At 72.2% G+C, this 20,669-nt stretch carries 24 protein-coding genes; 11 read left to right on the top strand and 13 right to left on the bottom strand.

Translation table 11 applies throughout. The features are described from left to right. Window positions 1–21: 21 nt before the first annotated feature. The 5 genes from ABD973_RS17910 to ABD973_RS17890 all read right to left on the bottom strand — a co-directional run bounded on the left by ABD973_RS17910 (window position 22) and on the right by ABD973_RS17890 (window position 3,400). Window positions 22–330, bottom strand: coding sequence for a pore-forming ESAT-6 family protein (locus ABD973_RS17910; RefSeq protein ID WP_007264848.1), 309 nt, complete (start codon window positions 328–330; stop codon window positions 22–24). A gap of 20 nt (window positions 331–350) precedes the next feature. Then, a complete protein-coding gene (locus ABD973_RS17905) occupies window positions 351–683 on the bottom strand; it encodes a hypothetical protein (protein WP_125595597.1) in 333 nt (110 codons plus the stop codon). An 80-nt stretch (window positions 684–763) separates the two neighbouring features. Continuing rightward, window positions 764–1,573 carry a hypothetical protein gene (locus tag ABD973_RS17900; RefSeq protein ID WP_345500865.1) on the bottom strand — a complete coding sequence of 270 codons (810 nt, stop codon included), beginning with the start codon at window positions 1,571–1,573 and terminating at the stop codon, window positions 764–766. 1 nt (window position 1,574) lies between these two features. Continuing rightward, complete coding sequence (locus ABD973_RS17895; RefSeq protein WP_345500863.1) at window positions 1,575–2,912, bottom strand: PH domain-containing protein; 1,338 nt, start codon at window positions 2,910–2,912, stop codon at window positions 1,575–1,577. Further along, on the bottom strand, window positions 2,909–3,400 hold the full coding sequence (locus ABD973_RS17890) for a PH domain-containing protein (RefSeq protein ID WP_125595594.1): 492 nt from the start codon (window positions 3,398–3,400) through the stop codon (window positions 2,909–2,911). Before ABD973_RS17890 ends, ABD973_RS17895 begins: the two co-directional genes overlap by 4 nt. 31 nt (window positions 3,401–3,431) lie before the next feature. On the opposite strand from ABD973_RS17890, the gene ABD973_RS17885 reads away from it, so the two are divergent. The 4 genes from ABD973_RS17885 (at window position 3,432) to ABD973_RS17870 (ending at window position 6,237) form a co-directional block, all read left to right on the top strand. Further along, complete coding sequence (locus tag ABD973_RS17885; protein WP_007264853.1) at window positions 3,432–4,574, top strand: NADH-quinone oxidoreductase subunit D; 1,143 nt, start codon at window positions 3,432–3,434, stop codon at window positions 4,572–4,574. Between the two features lie 90 nt (window positions 4,575–4,664). Then, window positions 4,665–5,558, top strand: coding sequence for an arylamine N-acetyltransferase family protein (locus ABD973_RS17880; protein WP_345500859.1), 894 nt, complete (start codon window positions 4,665–4,667; stop codon window positions 5,556–5,558). A 37-nt stretch (window positions 5,559–5,595) separates the two neighbouring features. Further along, on the top strand, window positions 5,596–5,811 hold the full coding sequence (locus ABD973_RS17875; RefSeq protein ID WP_125595591.1) for a hypothetical protein: 216 nt from the start codon (window positions 5,596–5,598) through the stop codon (window positions 5,809–5,811). Window positions 5,812–5,904: 93 nt separating this feature from the next. Next, complete coding sequence (locus ABD973_RS17870) at window positions 5,905–6,237, top strand: hypothetical protein (protein WP_345500857.1); 333 nt, start codon at window positions 5,905–5,907, stop codon at window positions 6,235–6,237. 75 nt (window positions 6,238–6,312) lie between these two features. On the opposite strand, the gene ABD973_RS17865 is transcribed toward ABD973_RS17870, so the two are convergent. From ABD973_RS17865 to ABD973_RS17850, 4 genes are all read right to left on the bottom strand, one after another. Beyond that, the gene (locus ABD973_RS17865) at window positions 6,313–7,308 is read right to left on the bottom strand and encodes a hypothetical protein (protein ID WP_345500855.1); all 996 of its coding nucleotides are present in this window, start codon (window positions 7,306–7,308) and stop codon (window positions 6,313–6,315) included. Window positions 7,309–7,403: 95 nt separating this feature from the next. Then, window positions 7,404–8,387 carry an ABC transporter substrate-binding protein gene (locus tag ABD973_RS17860; protein WP_125821527.1) on the bottom strand — a complete coding sequence of 328 codons (984 nt, stop codon included), beginning with the start codon at window positions 8,385–8,387 and terminating at the stop codon, window positions 7,404–7,406. 49 nt (window positions 8,388–8,436) lie between these two features. Next, on the bottom strand, window positions 8,437–9,102 hold the full coding sequence (locus tag ABD973_RS17855; protein WP_125595586.1) for an ABC transporter permease: 666 nt from the start codon (window positions 9,100–9,102) through the stop codon (window positions 8,437–8,439). A 4-nt stretch (window positions 9,103–9,106) separates the two neighbouring features. Then, window positions 9,107–9,814 (bottom strand): ABC transporter permease, encoded by a 708-nt coding sequence (locus tag ABD973_RS17850; protein ID WP_345504621.1) that lies wholly within the window; start codon window positions 9,812–9,814, stop codon window positions 9,107–9,109. 161 nt (window positions 9,815–9,975) lie between these two features. On the opposite strand from ABD973_RS17850, the gene ABD973_RS17845 reads away from it, so the two are divergent. Beyond that, window positions 9,976–10,941, top strand: coding sequence for an ABC transporter ATP-binding protein (locus ABD973_RS17845; protein ID WP_125821528.1), 966 nt, complete (start codon window positions 9,976–9,978; stop codon window positions 10,939–10,941). 68 nt (window positions 10,942–11,009) lie between these two features. Here ABD973_RS17845 and ABD973_RS17840 read toward each other — a convergent pair whose 3' ends face one another. Beyond that, the gene (locus ABD973_RS17840; RefSeq protein WP_345500850.1) at window positions 11,010–12,119 is read right to left on the bottom strand and encodes an alpha/beta hydrolase; all 1,110 of its coding nucleotides are present in this window, start codon (window positions 12,117–12,119) and stop codon (window positions 11,010–11,012) included. A gap of 152 nt (window positions 12,120–12,271) precedes the next feature. On the opposite strand from ABD973_RS17840, the gene ABD973_RS17835 reads away from it, so the two are divergent. The 6 genes from ABD973_RS17835 to ABD973_RS17810 all read left to right on the top strand — a co-directional run bounded on the left by ABD973_RS17835 (window position 12,272) and on the right by ABD973_RS17810 (window position 17,451). After that, complete coding sequence (locus ABD973_RS17835) at window positions 12,272–14,125, top strand: phosphatidylglycerol lysyltransferase domain-containing protein (protein WP_125595583.1); 1,854 nt, start codon at window positions 12,272–12,274, stop codon at window positions 14,123–14,125. A gap of 339 nt (window positions 14,126–14,464) precedes the next feature. Further along, window positions 14,465–15,337: a dihydropteroate synthase gene (gene folP, locus ABD973_RS17830; RefSeq protein ID WP_125821529.1), complete on the top strand. Its 873-nt coding sequence runs from the start codon at window positions 14,465–14,467 to the stop codon at window positions 15,335–15,337. A 43-nt stretch (window positions 15,338–15,380) separates the two neighbouring features. After that, window positions 15,381–15,824 (top strand): nuclear transport factor 2 family protein, encoded by a 444-nt coding sequence (locus ABD973_RS17825; RefSeq protein WP_125595581.1) that lies wholly within the window; start codon window positions 15,381–15,383, stop codon window positions 15,822–15,824. 131 nt (window positions 15,825–15,955) lie between these two features. Further along, complete coding sequence (gene folB / locus ABD973_RS17820; RefSeq protein WP_030010912.1) at window positions 15,956–16,315, top strand: dihydroneopterin aldolase; 360 nt, start codon at window positions 15,956–15,958, stop codon at window positions 16,313–16,315. Continuing rightward, window positions 16,312–16,920 carry a 2-amino-4-hydroxy-6-hydroxymethyldihydropteridine diphosphokinase gene (gene folK / locus ABD973_RS17815; protein ID WP_345500846.1) on the top strand — a complete coding sequence of 203 codons (609 nt, stop codon included), beginning with the start codon at window positions 16,312–16,314 and terminating at the stop codon, window positions 16,918–16,920. Before folB ends, folK begins: the two co-directional genes overlap by 4 nt. 45 nt (window positions 16,921–16,965) lie before the next feature. Continuing rightward, window positions 16,966–17,451 carry a DUF3180 domain-containing protein gene (locus tag ABD973_RS17810; protein ID WP_125595579.1) on the top strand — a complete coding sequence of 162 codons (486 nt, stop codon included), beginning with the start codon at window positions 16,966–16,968 and terminating at the stop codon, window positions 17,449–17,451. Window positions 17,452–17,462: 11 nt separating this feature from the next. On the opposite strand, the gene ABD973_RS17805 is transcribed toward ABD973_RS17810, so the two are convergent. From ABD973_RS17805 to ftsH, 3 genes are all read right to left on the bottom strand, one after another. Next, the gene (locus ABD973_RS17805; protein WP_345500845.1) at window positions 17,463–17,840 is read right to left on the bottom strand and encodes a hypothetical protein; all 378 of its coding nucleotides are present in this window, start codon (window positions 17,838–17,840) and stop codon (window positions 17,463–17,465) included. 4 nt (window positions 17,841–17,844) lie between these two features. Further along, window positions 17,845–18,453: a GTP cyclohydrolase I FolE gene (gene folE, locus ABD973_RS17800; protein WP_007264872.1), complete on the bottom strand. Its 609-nt coding sequence runs from the start codon at window positions 18,451–18,453 to the stop codon at window positions 17,845–17,847. Between the two features lie 94 nt (window positions 18,454–18,547). Next, on the bottom strand, window positions 18,548–20,581 hold the full coding sequence (gene ftsH, locus ABD973_RS17795) for an ATP-dependent zinc metalloprotease FtsH (RefSeq protein WP_007264873.1): 2,034 nt from the start codon (window positions 20,579–20,581) through the stop codon (window positions 18,548–18,550). Window positions 20,582–20,669 lie beyond the last annotated feature (88 nt).

Here is a 20,669-nt window from a genome sequence, read left to right as displayed (position 1 = left end):
CCTCGCGTTCCTCGTCCGGCGTCAGCCGATGTTGTCGACCGCCGCCTTGGCCTTCTGCAGCGTGGCCTGCGCGGTGGCGTCGTTCTGCTCCAGCGTGGTGCGGACGAGGCGGATGATGTCGCGCACCTCGTTCGCCGCCTTGTTCCAGCGGACTTCCTTGCCGTGGTACTCGTCGGAGACGCCGTCGGCCTGGAACTCGGCCATCGCGGCCTTCACCGCGTTGTCACGGTCGCCGAGCACCCGCTCCAGCTGGCCGATGATCCCGCCGAGTCCGCCCTGGACCTCGACGGAGGCGGCGATGTCGTACGAGGTGCGGTCCTGGTTCGCCATGTCTGTCAGTCCCCCGGGTGTCAGCGCGCGCCGAAGCGAGCGGCGTCGAAGTTCGCGGAGCCCATGTTCTGGTGGGCGTTGTCGCCCTGCTCGTGGGCACCGGTGGTGAACGAGGTGTCCATCCCGGACTGACCGCCGAGGATGGCGCGCAGCGAGGCGTTCAGCTCGGCGGTGATCGCGTCGGAGCGCCGCTTGAAGGAGTCGAACGCCTGGCGTCCGACGCCGTTGAACTTGCCCTCCAGCGGGTCCGCCGCGGCGACCAGCAGCTTGATCAGCGTGCCGAGGTCGTCGCTGGAGCCGCTCGTGGCCTTGCCCAGTTCGGACAGCGTGGTGCTGCCCATGTCGAACTTCATTCACCCACCCCTGACGTGTTGTTCCGTCACTTGCGTGCGTACCTGTCTACCGAAGGGACGTTGCGAACACAAACACGGTTTCATCCAGCCTCGACGTCTGGCCGAAAATCGCCGTCGGCCGGTTCTCGTTGCCCGAGGACCTCCCGTACGTAGTCGTCCCCGGCTTCCCGGAGCCAGGTTGCCAGGGCCCTGCCGGCCGGGCCCCGGCAGCGGGACACCGGGCCCGCGGCGTGCCGGAGGGCGCGACCGGAGGGCTCGTCGCCGAGCAGCGTCCGCAGCAGTTCCACGGCGAGTTCCTCGTCGACCAGGGTCACCGCTCCCGCGAGGCCGACGAGTTGGGTCTCCACGTCGAAGCGGTAGCGCTGCCCCGCCCGCATCCGGGCGAGGCCCCGTTCGACGGCGGCGCGGATCCCGGGCAGGCAGTCGCGTACGGACTCGGCGTCCAGGCAGTCGCCGAGCCGGTCGCCGAAGCCCTCGCGGTCGGCGAGGCCGACCAGGGCGCGCAGGGTCGCGGCGCGCAGCCGTGAGGTGCCCTTCTCCTCGGCCAACTCCCGGCTGCGCACGGCCGCTTCGCAGAAGTGGCCGTAGCTGTCGTCCTGCGAGAACCAGCGGTCGGTCGACCAGCCGTACCAGAAGGCGCCGCGGGGGTCGGTGGTCGCGGCCCGTACGACGGCCTCGTAGCCGGCGGGCTCGGCCCAGTGGACCAGGGCGATCAGGGCCAGGAGGCGTTCGCCGCAGGGCGCGGCGGGGTCGTCCAGGAGGGCGGTGAGCCCGGGGACGCGGTCGCGGTGGGCGGGATCGTCCTCGCCCTCCCAGATCACGTCGTACGGGTCGCCGGCGGGAGTGCCGTCGAAGCCGGTGCCGAGCAGCCGCTCGTAGGCCGTCGTCATGTCAGGTCATCCACCGGTCGGGGCGGGCCGCCGCGCGGGAGGTGCGGGAGCGGACCGCCTGGTCGTGCAGCAGGCCGGCGGCCTCGGCGGCGGGGCGCAGCCGGGCGGTGACGGTGGTGTTCGCGCCGGTGTCCACGTGGACGTCGGCCACCCCGCGGGCGCGCTCCCAAGGGCCTTGCGTGCGGCGCACGCTCTGTACCTTCGCATGCGGAACGATCTCCGTGCGCCGGCACAGGCGGCCCCGGCGGGCGGCGAAGACCTCGTCGGAGACGGCCAGGCCGTACCCCTTCCACCACACCGGCACCACCCACCGCGAGCCGGTGCGCGGGGAGGGGCTGAACTCCAGGCCCGCCGGGTCCGCGCCCGGCAGCACGCGGGCGATCAGGGCGTGGGCGGCCTCCCGGGTGGCCACGGGGACCAGCACCCCGTTCTTGGAGCCGGCCACGGCCAGCTCCACCCGGACCCAGCCGCGCCGCCGCCACAGCAGCGGCTCCACGATCCGTACGGCCTGCACCCGGCCCGGCGGGACCGTCTCGTGGGCCCGGTCCAGCAGCCCGTGGTCCAGGCGCAGCCCGTCGGGGGACTCGGCGACGGTCCAGTCGTACCCGGCGAGGAACCGGCCCGCGGTGCCGCTCCACGCGGCGCCGAGCAGCGGTACGAGGATGACCGCGGCCGCCCAGAGGCTGTCGCTGAGCCGCCAGACGACCACCGGCGCGACGAGCCCGCCGACGAGGGCGGCCCACACGTCGAGGCCGAGCAGCAGGGAGACCACCAGGTCACGGACGGACACGCGCAGCAGCACCCGCTCGGGGGCCTGGCCGACGGCGACGGCATCGGCGGGGGCGAAGCCGGCGGCGCGGGCCAGCAGCTCGGCGCGCAGGGCGACGGCGTCGCGTTCGTCGAGGAAGGCCAGCTCGTCCTTCGCCTCGGTGCCGATGACGTCGAGCCGGAGCTTGGCCACGCCGGCGACGCGGGCCAGCATCGGACGGGTGACGTCCACGGCCTGGAGGCGGTCGAGGCGGATGTGGGCGGTGCGGCGGAAGAGCAGGCCGGTGCGGATGCGGAGCTCGGTGTCGGTGACGGAGTAGTGGGTGAACCACCAGCCGAGGAAGCCGTACGTGCCGAAGACGAGGACCAGCCCGGCCAGGATGAGCACGCGCACGCCGGGGGTGAGGCCGCTGACCCACTGCTGGGCCCGCTCGCCCTGCTGGATCACCACACCGCCGAGGGCGGCCCCGGGCACCCACGCCCGCCGCAGCGGGGTCAGCACGTGCAGCCGCCGCTCCCCGCCGGGTGCGGGGGTGCCCCGGTCCGGGTCCCCCGCGGAGCGGCCCGTCACAGGCCTGCCGACCTTGCTTCGCCCAGGGCGGTCAGGCGGTCGCGGAGGCGTTCCGCCTCCGCGGGGGCCAGGCCCGGGATCTTGGCGTCCGTCGCCGCGGCCGCCGTGTGGAGCTGGACCGAGGCCAGGCCGAAGCGGCGCTCCAACGGGCCGGAGGTCACCTCCACCAGCTGCATCCGCCCGTACGGGACCACCGTCTCCTCCCGCCACAGCACCCCCCGGCTGATCAGCAGGTCGTCGGCCCGTTCCGCGTAGCGCCAGGACCGCCAGTTCCGCCCGATCAGCACCCAGCCCCAGACCAGGACCGCCGGCCAGAACGCCGCGAGGACCGCCCACCCGGGCCCGGCGGCCAGGCCCAGCGACACGGCGGTCACCACCGTGAGCGGAACCGTCCAGAGCACCAGCAGCAGCCGCCGGACCCCGCGCAGCCCGCCCGGCAGACCGACCCACTCCGGGCGGTCCGTCTCACCCCTCGTCCCCGTATCCATGCACCCACCCTAGGACTGAGACAATGCGGCCATGACGGAGACCACGGTCGGCATCGGCGGTGCGGCGGAGAGCACCGACATGGTGCTCAACATCGGACCCCAGCACCCTTCCACCCACGGCGTGCTGCGCCTGCGGCTCGTCCTGGACGGCGAGCGCATCGCCAGCGCCGAGCCGGTGGTCGGTTACATGCACCGGGGTGCCGAGAAGCTCTTCGAGGCGCGCGACTACCGGCAGATCGTGATGCTCGCGAACCGCCACGACTGGCTGTCCGCGTTCTCCAACGAGCTCGGTGTGGTCATGGCCGTCGAGCGGATGCTCGGCATGGAGGTGCCCGAGCGCGCGGTGTGGATGCGTACGCTCCTCGCCGAGCTGAACCGGGTCCTGAACCACCTGATGTTCCTCGGGTCGTACCCCCTCGAACTGGGCGGCATCACCCCGATCTTCCACGCGTTCCGCGAGCGCGAGGAGCTCCAGGCCGTGATGGAGGAGATCTCCGGCGGCCGCATGCACTACATGTTCAACCGGGTCGGCGGTCTCAAGGAGGATCTCCCGGCCGGCTGGCTCGGCCGGGCCCGCGCCGCCATCGCCGACGTCCGCACCCGCATGGACGTCTACGACAAGCTGGTCCACGGCAACGAGATCTTCCGGGCCCGCACCCGCGGCGTCGGCGTCCTGTCGGCCGAGGCGGTCCACGCGTACGGGGTGTCCGGCCCGATCGCGCGCGCCTCCGGCGTGGACTTCGACCTGCGCCGCGACGAGCCGTACCTGGCGTACGGCGAGCTGGCCGACGTGCTGAAGGTCGTCACCCGCACCGAGGGCGACTGCCTGGCCCGCTTCGAGGTGCTGCTCGACCAGACGCACAACGCCCTCGACCTGGCCGTGGCCTGCCTGGACCGGATGGCGGAGCTGCCGCCGGGGCCGGTCAACCAGCGGCTCCCGAAGGTGCTGAAGGCCCCCGAGGGCAGCACGTACGCCTGGACGGAGAACCCGCTCGGCATCAACGGCTACTACCTGGTCTCCAAGGGCGAGAAGACCCCGTACCGGCTGAAGCTGCGCAGCGCCTCCTTCAACAACATCCAGGCGCTGGCCGTGCTGCTGCCCGGGCAGCTGGTCGCGGACATGGTGTCGATCCTCGGCTCGCTCTTCTTCGTGGTCGGCGACATCGACAAGTAGGGCGGCCCGCCCCGGGGCGGGTCCGCGCGACCTGACAGGCCGGGGGAATTCCGCCCGGGCCGTGTCGGCGGGGCGTCCTAGGGTGCCCCCATGACCACTGGCACGTACCCGGACTACCTGCGCCGACTCGGGCTGACCGACCCCGGTGCCCCCTCGGCGGAGGGGCTGTTCGCGCTCCAGCGCGCCCATCTGGAGCGCATCCCCTACGACAACGTCGACATCCACCTCGGCCGGCCGCCCGGCATCGACCCCGGGCTGTCGGCGCGCCGGTTCGCCGAGGGGCGCGGCGGCTACTGCTTCCACCTCAACGGCGCCTTCGCCGCGCTGCTGGAGGACCTGGGCTACGACGTGACCCGCCACCTGTCCGGGGTCGAGGCCGAGGACGGGTCGCGGGTGGTCAACGGCCAGCACCTGACGCTGACCGTGCGCGTCGGCGGGGCGGCGTACTGGGTGGACGCCGGGCTGGGGGACGGCCCGTACGAGCCGCTCCCGCTGCGCGAGGGCTCGTACGAGCAGGGCGGCTTCCGCTACGCGCTGCGGCGGCTGGACCCGATGGAGGGCGAGGGCCCCGGCTGGAGCTACCTGACCCCCGACAGCGGCATGCACCGGGTGAACTTCCGCGACGCCCCCGCGGAGATGGCCGACTTCGAGGAGGCGCACACCTGGCTGTCGACCTCCCCGGACTCCTCCTTCGTACGGACCTTCGCGCTGTTCCGGCGCGACGCGGACGGCGTGGACATCCTGCGCGGCCGCGTCCTGTCGCGCCGGTCGGGGGGCGGGAAGGTGACGGCCGAGCGGGAACTGGCCGGGCGGCGGGAGTTCTTCGAGGTGCTGGAGGGCGTCTTCGGGCGCCGGCTCGACGACCTGACGGGGGCGGACCGGGAGGTCCTGTGGGCCCGGGTGGACGAGGCGCACCGGGCCTGGCTCGCGTCCAGGGCGGAGAAGGCGGAGAAGGCGGAGGAGGAGGCCGCGGCCGTCTCCTGACGGCTTCGCTGTCGGTGCGGCAGGGCAGACTGGGGGCATGTCCCACTCCCCCCGACGGGCCTGCCCCTCCTGCGGCCGCGACTGCGCCGTGACGGCCGGCCGGATCGCCCGCCACGACCCGCCGGCCGGGCGCGGCCGGGGCGACCTGGTGTCCTGCCCCGGCTCCCGGGCCCGGGTGGTCCTCGGTGCCTCCGCCCCGACGCTGGACGGCTTCGTCCTCGGGCCGCATCCGGGCCAGTTGCCGCTGTTCTGAGCCGCCCCGGCCGCCGCCGTCTGGGTACGGGGCCCGGACGGACTGAGTACGCGTACGGATCCCCGGGCCGGCCCGCCGGGACAGGATGGCCGCATGACCTGGAGCCCTCAGCCCCCGACCGTCACCGCGCCCCCGTCCGCGGGGGCGGGGCGCAGCCGCGTGCCCGCGGTGATCGCCGCCGCGCTGTTCGTGCCCGCGCTGGTGGCGGCGAAGATCCTGGTCCTGATGACGGAGAAGGGCGGCCGCTGCCTGATGTACGGCGGCTGCGCGCCGTTCCCCGGGGCCGTCTTCCTGGTGCTGTGCGGGGCGGCGGCGCTGGCGATGCTGCTCGCCCTGGCCGCGCCGGCGAGGCTCCGGGGCCCGGCACTGGCCGCCCAACTGGTGCTGGAGCCGTCCGCGGTGGCCCTGGTCCTCGCCTTCCCCTGACCCGGCCCGTCCCCGGGCCCGCCGTTTCGTGCACAGGCTGTGGACGATCCGTCCGGCCGGGCCCCCGGCGGGTGCCTAGGAGATCGCCGTGCGGAGGCGGACGACCTCGATGGGCTCGGTCTCGTCGTGGGCCGTGAGGTCGATGACCTGGGCCGCCGCGTCCTGCTCGGGGGTGGCCTCCGTGGCCTCCGGTTCGGCTGCGGCGCCCGCGGTCTCCGCCTCGTGGACGGCGAGGGCTTCGGCGCCGACCACGTCGGCGAGGTCCTCGTTCTGCACGGACTCGATCGCGGCGCGGGCCTGCGCGGCGTTCTTGGTGCCGAAGAAGTCGAAGCCGCCCTCGGCGCGGGAGGCGGTGCGGCGCTGGGCCGCGTACGGGGACACCGCGGCCGCCTGCCGGCGGGCCGGGACCGCCGCCGCCCGGTCGGGGGCGGGAACGGCGGGGCGGCTGTGCGCGGGCGCCGCGGCGGCAGCGGCGGCGGACCGTTCCTCCGCCTTGCGGGCCAGGGCCGCCATCGCGGCGTGGGCCCGGGCGTAGCCGACCGGGGTGGGCGCTCCGGCGCCGGTGCGCTCCTCGGAGACGGCGGGGAGCTCCTTGGGGCCGCCCGCCGGGGCGGAGGAGGCCTCCAGCTCCAGGAGCCGGCGCTTCTCCAGGGCGCTGGCGCGCTCGGTCTCGGCGGTGGCGTACCGGCGCAGCAGCGCGGCGTGCTCCCCGCGCAGGCCCGCCAGTTCGACGCGCTTGGCGCGCAGCTTGGCGTCGAGGCGGGCGCGCAGCAGCCGGGCCTCCTCGATGTCGGATTCGAGCTCGGCTATCCGCTCGTCCGTCTTCCACTCGTCCTTGACCCGTTCGCGGGCCAGCTCCGCCACCCGGCGGCCGGCCGCCCGGTCCCAGGAGCGCATGAGGACGGCACCGCCCACGCCCGCGGCCGCCGTGAGGGCCACGAGCAGGCGCAGTGCGAGGGGTTCCGCGAGGAGCCAGGCCACACCGGCGCTGGCCACGGAAACCCCGGCGACGGCCGTCGGCGTGAGAAGTCGGTGCAGGGGCTCGGGATTGCGGTGGCGTCCACGGGGCATGGCCTGAAATTTACAGGGCGTGGACCGCGTGTGGGGTACCCGCCCGGCAATCCGTTTCCGGGCAGTTACCCCACCATTGGCCGTCAAAGACGTGACTACTGCTTCTTCAGGAGTCCCTTGGACTCCAGATAGGCCTTCGCCACGTCGGCCGGCTTCGCGCGTTCCGCGTCCACCTTGCGGTTCAGCTCGACGAGGTCGGCGGTGGTCAGGGCCTTGGTGAGGGCGTCGAGTGCGGTGGCGACCTCGGGGGCCCCGGCGTCCTTGGCGTTGACGACGGGCAGCACGTTGTCGGCGTTCTGGAGCTTCTTGTCGTCCTCCAGCAGGACCAGGCCGTAGGCGTCGAGGGTGGCGTCGGTGGTGGTGGTCAGCACCAGCTGGTCCACCCCGTCCTTGACGGCCTGCTTGGCCTGCGGGGTGCCGACTCCCTTGGGGTCAATACCGGAAACGGCGATTCCGTACGTCTTCTCCAGTCCGGGCGCGCAGAAGGGGCGGACGGCGCATTCGTCACCCGCCGCGATCTTCACCTTCAGGCCCGACTTTCCAAGATCGGAAAGGGACTTGAGGTTGTTCTTCTGCGCGAATTCCCTGCTGACGGCGAAGGCGTTCTGGTCGACCGCTGAGCCCGCCGGGAGGGCCTTGAGCCCGAGCGGCGCCGCGAGCTTCTCCAGCGCCGCGACCGTCGCCGCCGCGTCGCTGGAGGCGACCGGCTTCTCCTTGGGCGCGTTCGGACCGTTCACCTTGGCGTTCAGGAACTCCGCGAGCGTGGCCGCGTACTCCGGGACGACGTCGATCTCGCCCTTCTCCAGCGACGGCTCGTACAGCTCGCGGTTGTTGACCGTGGTGATCGAGGTGTCGTAGCCGGCGCCGCGCAGGACCTGGGCGTACAGCTCCGCCAGCACGTTGGACTCGGTGAAGCCCGCCGCGCCGACCACCAGCTTCCCCTTGCCGCCGCCGGCGGGGGCCGAGGCGGAACCGCCGTCCTTCGCCTTCTCCAGGCTCTCGCCGCCGCACGCGGCCAGCGAGACGGTCAGGGCCACCGCGCCCAGGGTCGCGCCGAGGATGCGCGTGGACTTGCTCATCATGCTCCTTAGGGATCGGTAAGAGGGAGGGACGGCGGCCGGCCGCGCCTCAGCGCGACGGGGCCCCCGGCAGCAGCCGGTCGGCCGCCACCAGCGCGCCCTCCACCACCAGGGCCAGCAGCGCCACCAGTACGGCGCCCGCCACCACCTGCGGGGTGTTGTACGTGTTGAAGCCGGCGGTGATGATCCGGCCCAGGCCCCCCTGGCCGACCATCGCCGCGATCGTGGCGGTGGCGACGACCTGCACGGCGGCCGAGCGCAGCCCGGTCATCACCAGGGGGCGTGCGAGGGGAAGTTCCACGCGCAGGAACAGCTGGCGGCCGGACATGCCCATCCCCCGGGCCGCCTCGACCACCGACCGGTCCACCTCGCGCATGCCGACGTACGCGTTGGTCAGCAGCGGCGGTACGGCGAACAGCACCAGCGCGGCGATGGTGGGCAGGTAGCCCGCGCTGCGCAGCGGCGAGACCATGAACAGGGCCAGCACGGCGAACACCGGCACGGCCCGCCCGGCGTTGGAGACGTTCACCGCGAGGGCACCGCCCTTGCCGACGTGGCCGAGCCAGAGCCCCACCGGCAGGGCCACCGCGCAGGCGACGGCCAGGGCGATCCCGCTCACGTAGACGTGCTCGCCGAGCCGGTGCCACACCCCCGCCTCGCCGGACCAGTTGGCCCCGTCGGCCAGCCAGTCCCAGGCCCGCGCCATCACGCCCACGCCCTCACGCCCCCTTCGCCTTCACGGCCGCCCCCGCGGCACGGCGGCCGGGCCGCGTCCACGGGGTCAGCAGCCGCTGCGCGGCGAGCAGCAGCAGGTCGGCGACGAGCGCGAGCAGCACGCACAGCACGGACGCGGTGAGCACCTGGGCCTTGAAGGAGCTGTTCACGGCGGGGGCGATCAGGTTGCCCAGCCCGCCCTTGCCGACGATGGAGCCGACGGTGGTCAGCGCCACCGTCGACACGGTGGCGATCCGCACCCCGGCCAGCAGCGCGGGCAGCGCCAGGGGGAGTTCCACCTGCCACAGCAGCCGGCCCGGGCCGTAGCCCATGCCGCGCGCGGCCTCCCGTACGTCCTCGGGGACGGCCTCCAGGCCGGCCAGCACGTTGCGGACCAGGATGGTCAGCGAGTACAGCACCAGACCGGTCACCACGAGCGCCGCCGACAGCCCGAAGAAGGGCAGCAGCAGGGAGAACATGGCGAGGGAGGGGATCGTGTAGAGCAGGGTGGTCAGCCCCAGCACGGGGGCCGCCCAGCGGCGGCCGCGGCGGGCCAGCAGGGCGAGGGGGACGGCCACGGCGACGCCGACGAGCACCGACACGGCGGTGATCCAGACGTGTTCGACGGTGGCGTCGGTGAGCTCCCGGGAGCGCGAGGTGACGTATTCCCAGCAGATCCAGTCGTTCGCCACCAGGCAGCCCTGCCCGGCCAAGCCGCTCACCCCTTCCCCCCTCGTACGGACGTGCCGCACAGCGGCCTCCGGGCGACCATAACCCCCGGTGCCCGCGATGGCCGGAATTATTCGCACAGCCGCAACACTCCCCTGACGAACCCTTCGCCCATCCGGGCAGGCCCTTGGGAGAGGATGGCGGGGTGATCCGATTCGAGCGAGTGACCAAGCGCTACCCCGACGGGACGACGGCCGTCGAGGAGCTGTCCTTCGAGGTCGCGGAAGGCGAGCTGGTCACGCTGGTCGGCCCGTCCGGCTGCGGCAAGACGACCACGATGAAGATGGTCAACCGGCTGATCGAGCCGACCTCCGGCCGCATCCTGCTGAACGGCGAGGACATCGCCGCCGCCGACCCGGTCGAGCTGCGCCGCCGCATCGGCTACGTCATCCAGCAGGTCGGGCTGTTCCCGCACAAGACGGTCCTGGAGAACACGGCGACCGTGCCCCAGCTGATCGGCACCCCCAAGGCCAGGGCCCGCGCCCGCGCCGCCGAACTGCTCGAACTCGTGGGGCTGGATCCGGCCGTCCACGGGAGCCGCTACCCGCAGCAGCTGTCCGGCGGACAGCGCCAGCGCGTCGGCGTGGCCCGCGCCCTCGCCGCCGACCCGCCGGTACTGCTGATGGACGAGCCGTTCGGCGCGGTGGACCCGGTGGTCCGCGAACGGCTCCAGAACGAGTTCCTGACCCTCCAGAAGACCGTCCGCAAGACGATCCTGCTCGTCACGCACGACCTGGAGGAGGCCGTCCGGCTCGGCGACCGGATCGCCGTCTACGGACACGGCACCATCGAGCAGTTCGCCCGCCCGGCCGCCGTCCTCGCCGCGCCCGCCACCGAGTACGTCGCCTCCTTCGTCGGCGCCGACCGCGGCCTCAAGCGGCTCGCCGTCACCCCCGTCGGGGCGGCCGACCTCACCGACCCCGACGGCGGCCCCGGCCCCGCCGTCACGGTGCCCCTGGGGGCGTCACTGCGCGAGGCCCTCGCCGCCCTGCTCCAGGACGACTCCGGCCGCATCGGCGTCACCGACCCGGACTCCGGCGCGCTGGCCGGCGTACTCACCCCCGGCGGCGTCCACCGGGCCCTGCGCCGGGCCGGCCTCCAGGACTCCTGACCGAACCCGGACACGCGGAAGGGCCCGGCCGGAGCCGGGCCCTTCGGATGCGCGACGCGAGCACGGGCTCAGGCCTGGAGGCGGCCGCTCAGCCACACCAGCATCGGCGGGATCTCGCGGCGCCAGGTGTTGAAGTTGTGGCCGCCGCTGTCGAGGACGATCGAGGAGACCCGGTCCGGGCCCTTGACCAGCTTGATGAACTTGCGGGTGTCGTTCAGGTTGTCCTCGCCCTTCTCACTGGTCGTGACCAGGAAGGACGTACCCGCCGGCTTCTTGTCCTGCATGCTCTGCAGCACGTCCGCGCGGGCCTTCAGCTTGGCGTCGCCGTGGAACAGGTCACCGGTCGTCGCGTCGTCCGCCGCCTTGTAGTAGGCGGACAGGCCCACGCCGGCACCGAAGGTCTGCGGGTGGTGCGCGGCGATCTTCAGGGCGCAGTAGCCGCCCGTCGAGTTGCCGATGAAGCCCATGTTCTGCGGCTTCTTGCCCACCCGGAAGGTGGACTGGATCGCCTGCGGCAGGTCCTGCGCGAAGAACGTCTCGGTCTGCGGGCCACCGGGTATGTCCACGCACTCGGTGTCGCGCGGCGGCGCGATGGTCGGCCGCAGCATGACCAGGATCATCGGCTTCATCTTGCCCGCCTTGGCCTGCTTGAAGGCCGTCATCGGGTAGTTCAGCCCTTTGATCAGGTTCTCGGCGGTGCCCGGGTAGCCCGTCAGGACGATCGAGGCCGGAAAGTTCTGGTCCTTGTGCTGCGGCTGGAAGTACTCCGGCGGCAGCCACACGTAGCCGGGGCTCGTTATCTTCGACTTCTGCCCGGTTATGGCCACTTTCAGGATCTGCCCGCCGACCTGCGGCTTGCCCCCGCCGGGCACGTCCAGCTTCTGCTTGTCGAGGACCTTGATGTCCTTGCTGCTCATCGAGTGGTCGACGACCTTGCCGATGGACGTCTCCTGGCCGAACAGGTCCGCCCACGAGCCGTAGAAGAGGAACGACTTGTTCGCCGCGAGACCGACCGCCGAGAACAGCGCCAGCTGGGTCGCGAGCAGCAGGCCGATCCGGCCGAGAACCGCGCGCATGCCGCGCCCCGAGAGCTTCGGCCAGGCCCAGACCGTGACCGCGAACAGGGCCACGCCCGCGATGATGGCCAGGACCAGAACCGTATTACTGGTGAGACCCATGAGCAGTCAGTCGACTTTCTGATGGCAGGACCGGATTTTTCCGACGGAAGAGTGAACCCGCTCCCCGCCGATGTCGTCCTAGTGGACGCACCACACTCCGGAGGCTGTCACGGCCTTCGGCCACATGATCTCTCGCAGAGCAACGGGAAGCGATGTCTAGCAGGATAGATGGCGATAAGTCGGGACAGGTTCCGAGTACGGTCCGGCGAATCTTCCGCGGACCACGACCGGAGTCGGTGCCCGGTCTCGTAGGTACGGCCGTCATGATCGTCGGCCTTCTGGACATCGCGGCGGGCGTCTTCCCGCGATTCCGCCACAGCCGGATCCACGCGGTCACCGAGGTGCTGCCCGGCTCCCTGGGCCCCTTCGCCGCGGCCCTCTCCATCAGCGCGGGCGTGCTCATACTGCTCCTCGCGCACGGTCTCAAGCGCCGCAAGCGCCGCGCCTGGCGGGCCGCCGTCATCCTGCTGCCCGCCGGCGCCGTCTCCCAGTTCGCGTACCGCCACTCCGTCATCGGCGTGGTCATCTCCGCGGTGCTCCTCGCGCTGCTGGTCCGCCACCAGGGCGAGTTCAAGGCCCTTCCGGACCCGCGCAGCCGCTGGAAGGCCCTCGCCAACTTCGTCCTGATGAGCGCCGGCTCCATCGGCCTCGGCCTCGTCATCGTCAACGTGCACCCGGGCAAGGTCGTCGGCCGCCCCAGCCTGTACGAGCAGATCACCCACGTCGTCTACGGCCTCTTCGGCTTCGAGGGCCCCGTCGACTACGCCGGCCGGGTCTCCTGGACCGTCGGCTACTCCCTCGGCGCCCTCGGCATGCTGACCGCCGTCACCACCATCTACCTGGCCTTCCGCCCCGAGCACCCGGCCGCCCGCCTCACCCCCGCCGACGAGGACAAGCTGCGCGAGCTGCTCACCAAGCACGGCGGCCGCGACTCCCTCGGCCACTTCGCGCTCCGCCGCGACAAGGCCGTCGTCTTCTCCCCCAGCGGCAAGGCCGCCGTCACCTACCGCGTCATCTCCGGCGTCATGCTCGCCTCCGGCGACCCGGTCGGCGACGTCGAGGCCTGGCCCGGCGCCATCGAGCGGTTCATGGAGGAGGCCAAGGCCCACTCCTGGACCCCCGCCGTCGTCGGCTGCAGCGAGACCGGCGGCGAGGTCTGGACCCGCGAGACCGGCCTGGACGCCCTGGAACTCGGCGACGAGGCCATCGTCGACGTCAAAGACTTCTCCCTGGCCGGCCGCCCGATGCGCAACGTCCGCCAGATGGTCAAGCGCATCGAACGCAACGGCTACACCACCAAGGTCCGCCGGGTCAGCGAACTGAACGAGTTCGAGCTGTCCCAGATCCGCAAGGCGGCCGAGGCCTGGCGCGGCACCGACACCGAGCGCGGCTTCTCCATGGCGCTGGGCCGCATCGGCGACCCGGGCGACGGCGACTGCATCATCGCCACCGCGCACCGCGTCGAGGAGGGCGACACCAGCCCCTTCGGCGACCTCAAGGCCATCCAGCACTTCGTGCCGTGGGGCAAGGACGGCATGTCGCTGGAGATGATGCGCCGCGACCGCGCGGCCGACCCCGGCATGAACGAGCTGCTGATCGTCGCCTCCCTCCAGCAGGCCCCCGAGCTGAAGATCGAGAAGGTCTCCCTGAACTTCGCGATGTTCCGCGCGGCCCTCGCCCGCGGCGAGAAGATCGGCGCCGGACCGGTCCTGCGGGCCTGGCGCGGCCTGCTCGTCTTCCTCTCGCGCTGGTTCCAGATCGAGTCGCTGTACAAGTTCAACGAGAAGTTCCGCCCCCGCTGGGAGCCGCGCTTCATGGTCTACCGGCACCACCGCGACCTGCCGCGCATCGGCTTCGCCGTGATGCAGGCGGAGGGCTTCGTCACGCTGGCCCTCCCCCGCCTCTTCGCCAGCCGGCGCCCTCCCAAGCCGGTCCGCACCTGCGCCCACGCCGTCCACGAGGCCAAGGTCCCGGCCCAGCAGGACCGCGAGGTCCAAGCCGCGTAGCCCCTCCCGGGGGGTGGGGGACCCCTGCGGAGCTGGTCCCCTACCCGCCCTTCACCCTCCCCCAGACTCCGTCCGGGGGGACCCCCAGGCCTCACACGCCGGCGGGGCTGGAAGATCCAGCCCCGCCGGCGTTCGGCTGTTCCGGCGCCGCCGGCACCCTCAGCCTCGCCGGCGCTTGAGGCGCGGGGTCCGGGGCGGAGCCCCGGGAGGGGTCCGGGCGCAGCCCGGGGAACGGGCGAAGGGCGGGTAGGGGACCTCGCCCCGCGCAGCGGTACGCCCGGCCGCACACGCCCACCCGCCCCGGCCCCGTCAACGGCCCGGCCAACTAGGCTGGAGCCCATGAACAGCAACCTCGGGCCGGCCCCCAGGGGCATCGTCACAGGGCTGCCCGACTGGGACCGCTGCGCGGTCATGGGCGTCGTCAACGTCACCCCGGACTCCTTCTCCGACGGCGGCCGGTGGTTCGACACCACCGCAGCCGTCAAGCGCGGTCTCGAACTCGTCGCCCACGGCGCCGACCTCGTCGACGTCGGCGGGGAGTCCACCCGCCCCGGAGCCACCCGCGTCGACGCCGAGGAAGAGCTCCGCCGGGTCGTGCCCGTCGTGCGGGGCCTGGCCTCCGAGGGCGTCGTCGTCTCCGTCGACACCATGCGCGCCGCCGTCGCCGAACAGGCCGTCGCCGCCGGCGCCCGCCTCGTCAACGACGTCAGCGGCGGCCTCGCCGACCCCGGCATGATCCCCGCCGTCGCCGACGCCGGCGTGCCCTTCGTGGTCATGCACTGGCGCGGCTTCAGCGACAACATGAACAGCCTCGCCGTCTACGACGACGTCCTCGCCGAGGTCGGCGCCGAGCTCCGCGCCCGCATCGACGCCGTCGTCACCGGCGGCATCGCCCCCGAGCGGATCGTCGTCGACCCCGGCCTCGGCTTCGCCAAGAACGCCGAGCACGACCTGGCCCTCGTCGCCCGCCTCCCCGAGCTGCGCGCCCTCGGCTTCCCGCTGCTCGTCGCCGCCTCCCGCAAGCGCTTCCTCGGCCGGGTCCTCGCCGGCACCGCCGACACCGCCCCGCCGCCGGCCCGCGAGCGGGACGCCGCGACGGCCGCCGTCTCCGCCATCGCCGCGCACCAGGGCGCCTGGGCCGTACGGGTGCACGAGGTACGGGCGACCGCGGACGCGGTTCGGGTGGCCCGCGCCGTGGAAGGGGCTCTGTGACCCGCCCGACGCACACCCGCCGGACGTACAGGGAAGGGGCACGGTGAGCCGTACCGACATCGAAGCCGTCGAAGAGGCCAACACGGCGTTCTACGCGGCCATGGAGCAGGGGGACTTCGACACGCTGTCGGCGCTCTGGCTCGAGGACGAGATCTCCTGCGTCCACCCCGGGTGGCCGGTGCTCTCGGGGCGGGGCGAGGTGCTGCGCTCGTACGCGCTGATCATGTCCCACACCGAGTACATCCAGTTCTTCCTGACCGACACCAAGGTGGCCCTCATAGGTGACACCGCACTGGTGACGTGCACCGAGAACATCCTCAGCGGGGGCCCCTCCCAGGAGGCCGGCGAGCTGGGTCCGCTGGTCGGCCAGCTGGTCGTCGCCACGAATGTGTTCCGACGCACACCGGAGGGCTGGCGCCTCTGGTCCCACCACGGTTCTCCGGTGCTCACGGACTCCGATGACGAGGAAGAAGAGGGCTCCGACTGACCCCAAGGGCGGGGCCCCGGGTTCGTCGCAGGTAAATTCGAAGGTGGACGACGCCGACCGCACTCGGCGTAGGCCCATGGCCCCGGGGAGTCCCGGGACCGGAAGCACCTACGAAAGCAGGAGTGATTCGCGTGGATCGTGTCGCGCTGCGCGGCCTCAAGGCTCGCGGGCACCACGGCGTCTTCCCCCGGGAGCGCGAAGAGGGCCAGACCTTCATCGTCGACCTCGTGCTGCACCTGGACACCCGCCCGGCCGCGGCCGGCGACGACCTGGCCAAGACCGTGCACTACGGCGTCGTGGCCGAGGAGGTCGTGGACGTGGTCCAGGGCGAGCCCGTGGACCTGATCGAGACCCTCGCCGAGCGGATCGCCCAGCAGTGCCTCAAGCACGAGGCGGTGGCACAGGTGGAGGTCGTCGTCCACAAGCCGGACGCGCCGATCACCGTCCCCTTCGACGACGTGACCATCACGATCACCCGGAGCCGCGCATGAACAACGGACTGAACGCCCAGAGCGACCCCACCGTCCAGCCGGTGCCCGCCTCCGTCGTCGAGGCGGTCGACGCGGCGGACACCACCCTGTCCAACCCCAAGTGGGCCGTCGTCGCGCTCGGCGCGAACCTCGGCAACCGCCTGGACACCCTCCAGGGCGCCATCGACGCCCTCGGCGACACCCCGGGGCTGCGGGTCAAGGCCGTCTCCCCGGTCTACGAGACGGAGCCGTGGGGCGTCGAGCCCGGCTCGCAGCCCTCGTACCTGAACGCCGTCATCGCGCTGAAGACCACCCTGCCGCCCTCCTCCCTGCTGGAGCGGGCGCACGCGATCGAGGAGGCCTTCGACCGCGTCCGCGAGGAGCGCTGGGGCCCCCGCACGATCGACGTCGACATCGTGACGTACGCCGACGTGGTCTCCGACGACCCGGTCCTCACCCTGCCGCACCCCAGGGCGCACCTGCGGTCCTTCGTCCTGGCCCCCTGGCACGACATCGCCCCCGAGGCCCAGCTGCCCGGCCGCGGCCCCGTCGCGGAACTGCTGGCCACGATCGGCCTCGCCGGTGTCACGGCACGCACCGACCTGGAACTCCGCCTGCCGGAGTAGCCGTTAGCGTGTTCAGGTAGCAGCGACTGAACAGGGGACGGGCAAGTGAAGCAACTGAGGCCGGCGGTCCTGGCGGGCATCTTCGCGATCGCCGGGGTGCTGTCCTGGGCGGGTGCCCGCCTGTGGAACGCGTACGGCACCCTGCCGGGCGTCCCACTGGCCGCACCGATCGTGCTGGCGGTGATCGCCGTCGTCCTGCTGGCGACGGCCCTGTCGATGCGCGCCCGCCTCAAGGCCCAGCGGGAGCGCCGCCCGGGGGCGAAGGGCGTGGAGCCGCTGATGGCGGCCCGGGCGGTGGTCTTCGGCCAGGCGAGCGCCCTCGTCGCCGCCCTCGTCGCGGGCATGTACGGCGGCGTGGGCGTCTTCCTGCTCACCGACGCGATGGACGTCCCGGCCCGCCGCGACCAGGCCTGGTACGCGGCCGGCTCGGTCATCGCCGGCGCGGCCGTGATCGCCGCCGCCCTCTTCCTGGAGCGCGTCCTGAGGCTCCCCGAGGACGACGACCCACCCAAGGCCCCCGCCACGGCCTGAGCCCTGCGGGGCTACTCGTGCGGGTTCCCCAGCCACTCCCAGAGCGGGCGCGGCCCGGGCCCCCGGTCCTCCCAGTCGCAGAACTGGAGGTCCTCCAGGACGCCCTCGCGGGCGAACAGGGTCGCCTCGCCGTCGTAGCCGCCGTCCGGGCCGAGCAGGGAGGCTCCTGCCACGGGGCCGAAGCTCCGGCCCGTCGGCGCGGCCGGCACGGCATCCGTGTCCACCCGCAGGTACACGCAGGGGCAGGAGCAGCCGCTGTCGCTCATCTCGGCGTACGGGATCTGCGCCCGCAGGGCCCGGTGGAGCTCGGAGCCACCGCGGAGCAGGATCTCCAGCGTGCGCCGGACGTCCTCGCTCAGCGGTTCCCACACGGCCGGGGCGTCGGGCACGGGGTCAGCGCGCCATGATCAGGCTCATGGCCTCGTTGCGGGTCGCGGGGTCGCGCAGCTGGCCGCGGACCGCCGAGGTGATGGTCTTCGCGCCGGGCTTGCGGACGCCGCGCATGGTCATGCACATGTGCTCGCACTCGATGACCACGATGCAGCCGCGGGGGTCGAGGATCTCCATCAGGGAGTCGGCGATCTGCGTGGTCAGCCGCTCCTGGACCTGGGGCCGGCGGGCGAAGACGTCCACGAGGCGGGCCAGCTTGGACAGGCCGGTGATCTTGCCGTCGGTGGACGGGATGTATCCGACGTGCGCCACACCGTGGAACGGGACCAGGTGGTGTTCACAGCTCGACATGACCTCGATGTCCTTCACCAGGACCATCTCGTCGTGGCCGAGGTCGAAGGTCGTGGTCAGGACCTCTTCGGGCTTCTGGTAGAGGCCGGCGAATATCTCCTTGTACGCCCGCGCGACGCGCGCCGGGGTCTCCAGGAGGCCTTCGCGGTCCGGGTCCTCGCCGACCGCGATCAGGAGCTCGCGGACGGCCGCCTCGGCGCGCTTCTCGTCGAACTCGCCGATCGTGCCCTCGCCACCGGTCAGGGTCACTGGGTCGGTCATCTCATCCTCGTTCCTGTGCGCACGCGCGGCTTCGTACAAATGTGCCGCGCCCCCCAGGCTAGAACCTGGGGGGCGCGGCTTCCATTCCGGGTGGTCAGGCCTCGGGGCGGTCCTCCGGGGCCACCTCGATGCCCTTCTCCGTGGAGACGGGCGCCGCGGCTGCCGCCGAGGTGCCGTTCGCGGAGTTCGTCAGCTGGAGCTCCTTGGGAGAGAGCACCGGCGGACGGGTGGAGGGGGTACGGCGGGAGGAGCCGGTCCACGCCGGGCGGGCCGGGCGCTTCACGATCGTGGAGAAGATCTCGGCGATCTCCTCCTTGCCCAGCGTCTCCTTCTCCAGCAGCGCGAGGACGAGGTTGTCCAGGACGTCCCGGTTCTCGACCAGGATCTCCCAGGCCTCGTTGTGCGCGGTCTCGATGAGCTTCTTGACCTCTTCGTCGACCAGCGCCGCGACCTCTTCCGAGTAGTCCCGCGGGTGCGACATCTCGCGGCCCAGGAACGGCTCGGTGTTGTCCCCGCCGAACTTGATCGCGCCGAGGCGCTCGGTCATGCCGTACTGGGTGACCATCGCGCGGGCCGTCGCCGTGGCCTTCTCGATGTCGTTCGCGGCGCCGGTGGTCGGGTCGTGGAAGACCAGTTCCTCCGCCGCGCGCCCGCCCAGCATGTAGGCGAGCTGGTCGAGCATCTCGTTGCGCGTGGTCGAGTACTTGTCCTCGTCGGGCAGGACCATGGTGTAGCCCAGGGCCCGGCCGCGGGACAGGATCGTGATCTTGTGGACCGGGTCGGAGTTCGGGGAGGCCGCCGCGACCAGGGCGTGTCCGCCCTCGTGGTACGCGGTGATCTTCTTTTCCTTGTCCGACATGATCCGGGTCCGCTTCTGCGGGCCCGCCACGACGCGGTCGATCGCCTCGTCCAGCATGTGGTTGTCGATCAGCTTCTTGTCCGAGCGGGCCGTGAGGAGCGCGGCCTCGTTGAGGACGTTGGAGAGATCGGCACCCGTGAAGCCGGGGGTGCGGCGGGCGACGGCCGAGAGGTCGACGTCCGGTGCGACCGGCTTGCCCTTCTGGTGGACCTTGAGGATCTCCAGACGGCCCTGCATGTCGGGGCGGTCGACCGCGATCTGCCGGTCGAAGCGGCCCGGGCGCAGCAGTGCCGGGTCGAGGATGTCGGGGCGGTTCGTGGCGGCGATCAGGATGACGCCGCCCTTCACGTCGAAGCCGTCCATCTCGACCAGGAGCTGGTTGAGGGTCTGCTCGCGCTCGTCGTGGCCGCCGCCGAGGCCCGCACCGCGGTGCCGGCCGACGGCGTCGATCTCGTCGACGAAGACGATCGCCGGCGCGTTGGCCTTGGCCTGCTCGAACAGGTCGCGGACGCGCGAGGCGCCGACGCCGACGAACATCTCGACGAAGTCGGAACCGGAGATCGAGTAGAAGGGGACACCGGCCTCGCCCGCGACGGCACGCGCGAGCAGGGTCTTGCCGGTGCCGGGCGGGCCGTAGAGCAGCACGCCCTTGGGGATCTTGGCGCCGACGGCCTGGAACTTCGCCGGCTCCTGGAGGAACTCCTTGATCTCGTGGAGTTCCTCGACGGCCTCGTCCGAGCCCGCGACGTCGGCGAACGTCGTCTTCGGGGTGTCCTTGGTGATGAGCTTCGCCTTGGACTTGCCGAAGTTCATGACCCGGGAGCCGCCGCCCTGCATCTGGTTCATCAGGAACAGGAAGACGACGACGATGAGGACGAAGGGCAGGAGCGAGAGCAGCACGCTCAGGAACGGGCTGGTCTTGTCCGGCGTGACGGAGTAGCCGTCGGGGATCTGACCGGCTTCGTACTTGCTCTGGAGGTTCTGGGCGAGCTGGACGCCCTGGTCCCCGATGTAGTTGGCCTGGAACTTGGTGCCGCTGTTGTTGCCGAGCTTCTGGCCCTTCTTCAGCTCGATCTTGATCATCTGGCTGTCACCGGTGGTCAGCTTGGCGCTGTCCACCTGGCCACTGTTGATCGCCTTGATGACCTCGCTGGTCTCCACCGACTTGTAGCCGCCGCCGGAGCCGACGACGTTCATCAACACGACCACGGCGAGGACGGCCAGCACGATCCACATGACCGGCCCACGGAAGTATCGCTTCACGTCCATCCATACGGGGTGCCGGGCACCCCGTCCCTCCTGCCCGTAGGTAAATGCTGCTGTGAGTAAAGACTGTTCTTCGGAATGTACCTCTGTA

It is taken from the genome of Streptomyces racemochromogenes (genome assembly GCF_039535215.1).
In the GTDB taxonomy this organism is placed as follows: domain Bacteria; phylum Actinomycetota; class Actinomycetes; order Streptomycetales; family Streptomycetaceae; genus Streptomyces; species Streptomyces racemochromogenes.
Note: the sequence above shows the minus strand (reverse complement) of the source record. Positions and strands in the feature narration are given on the sequence as shown.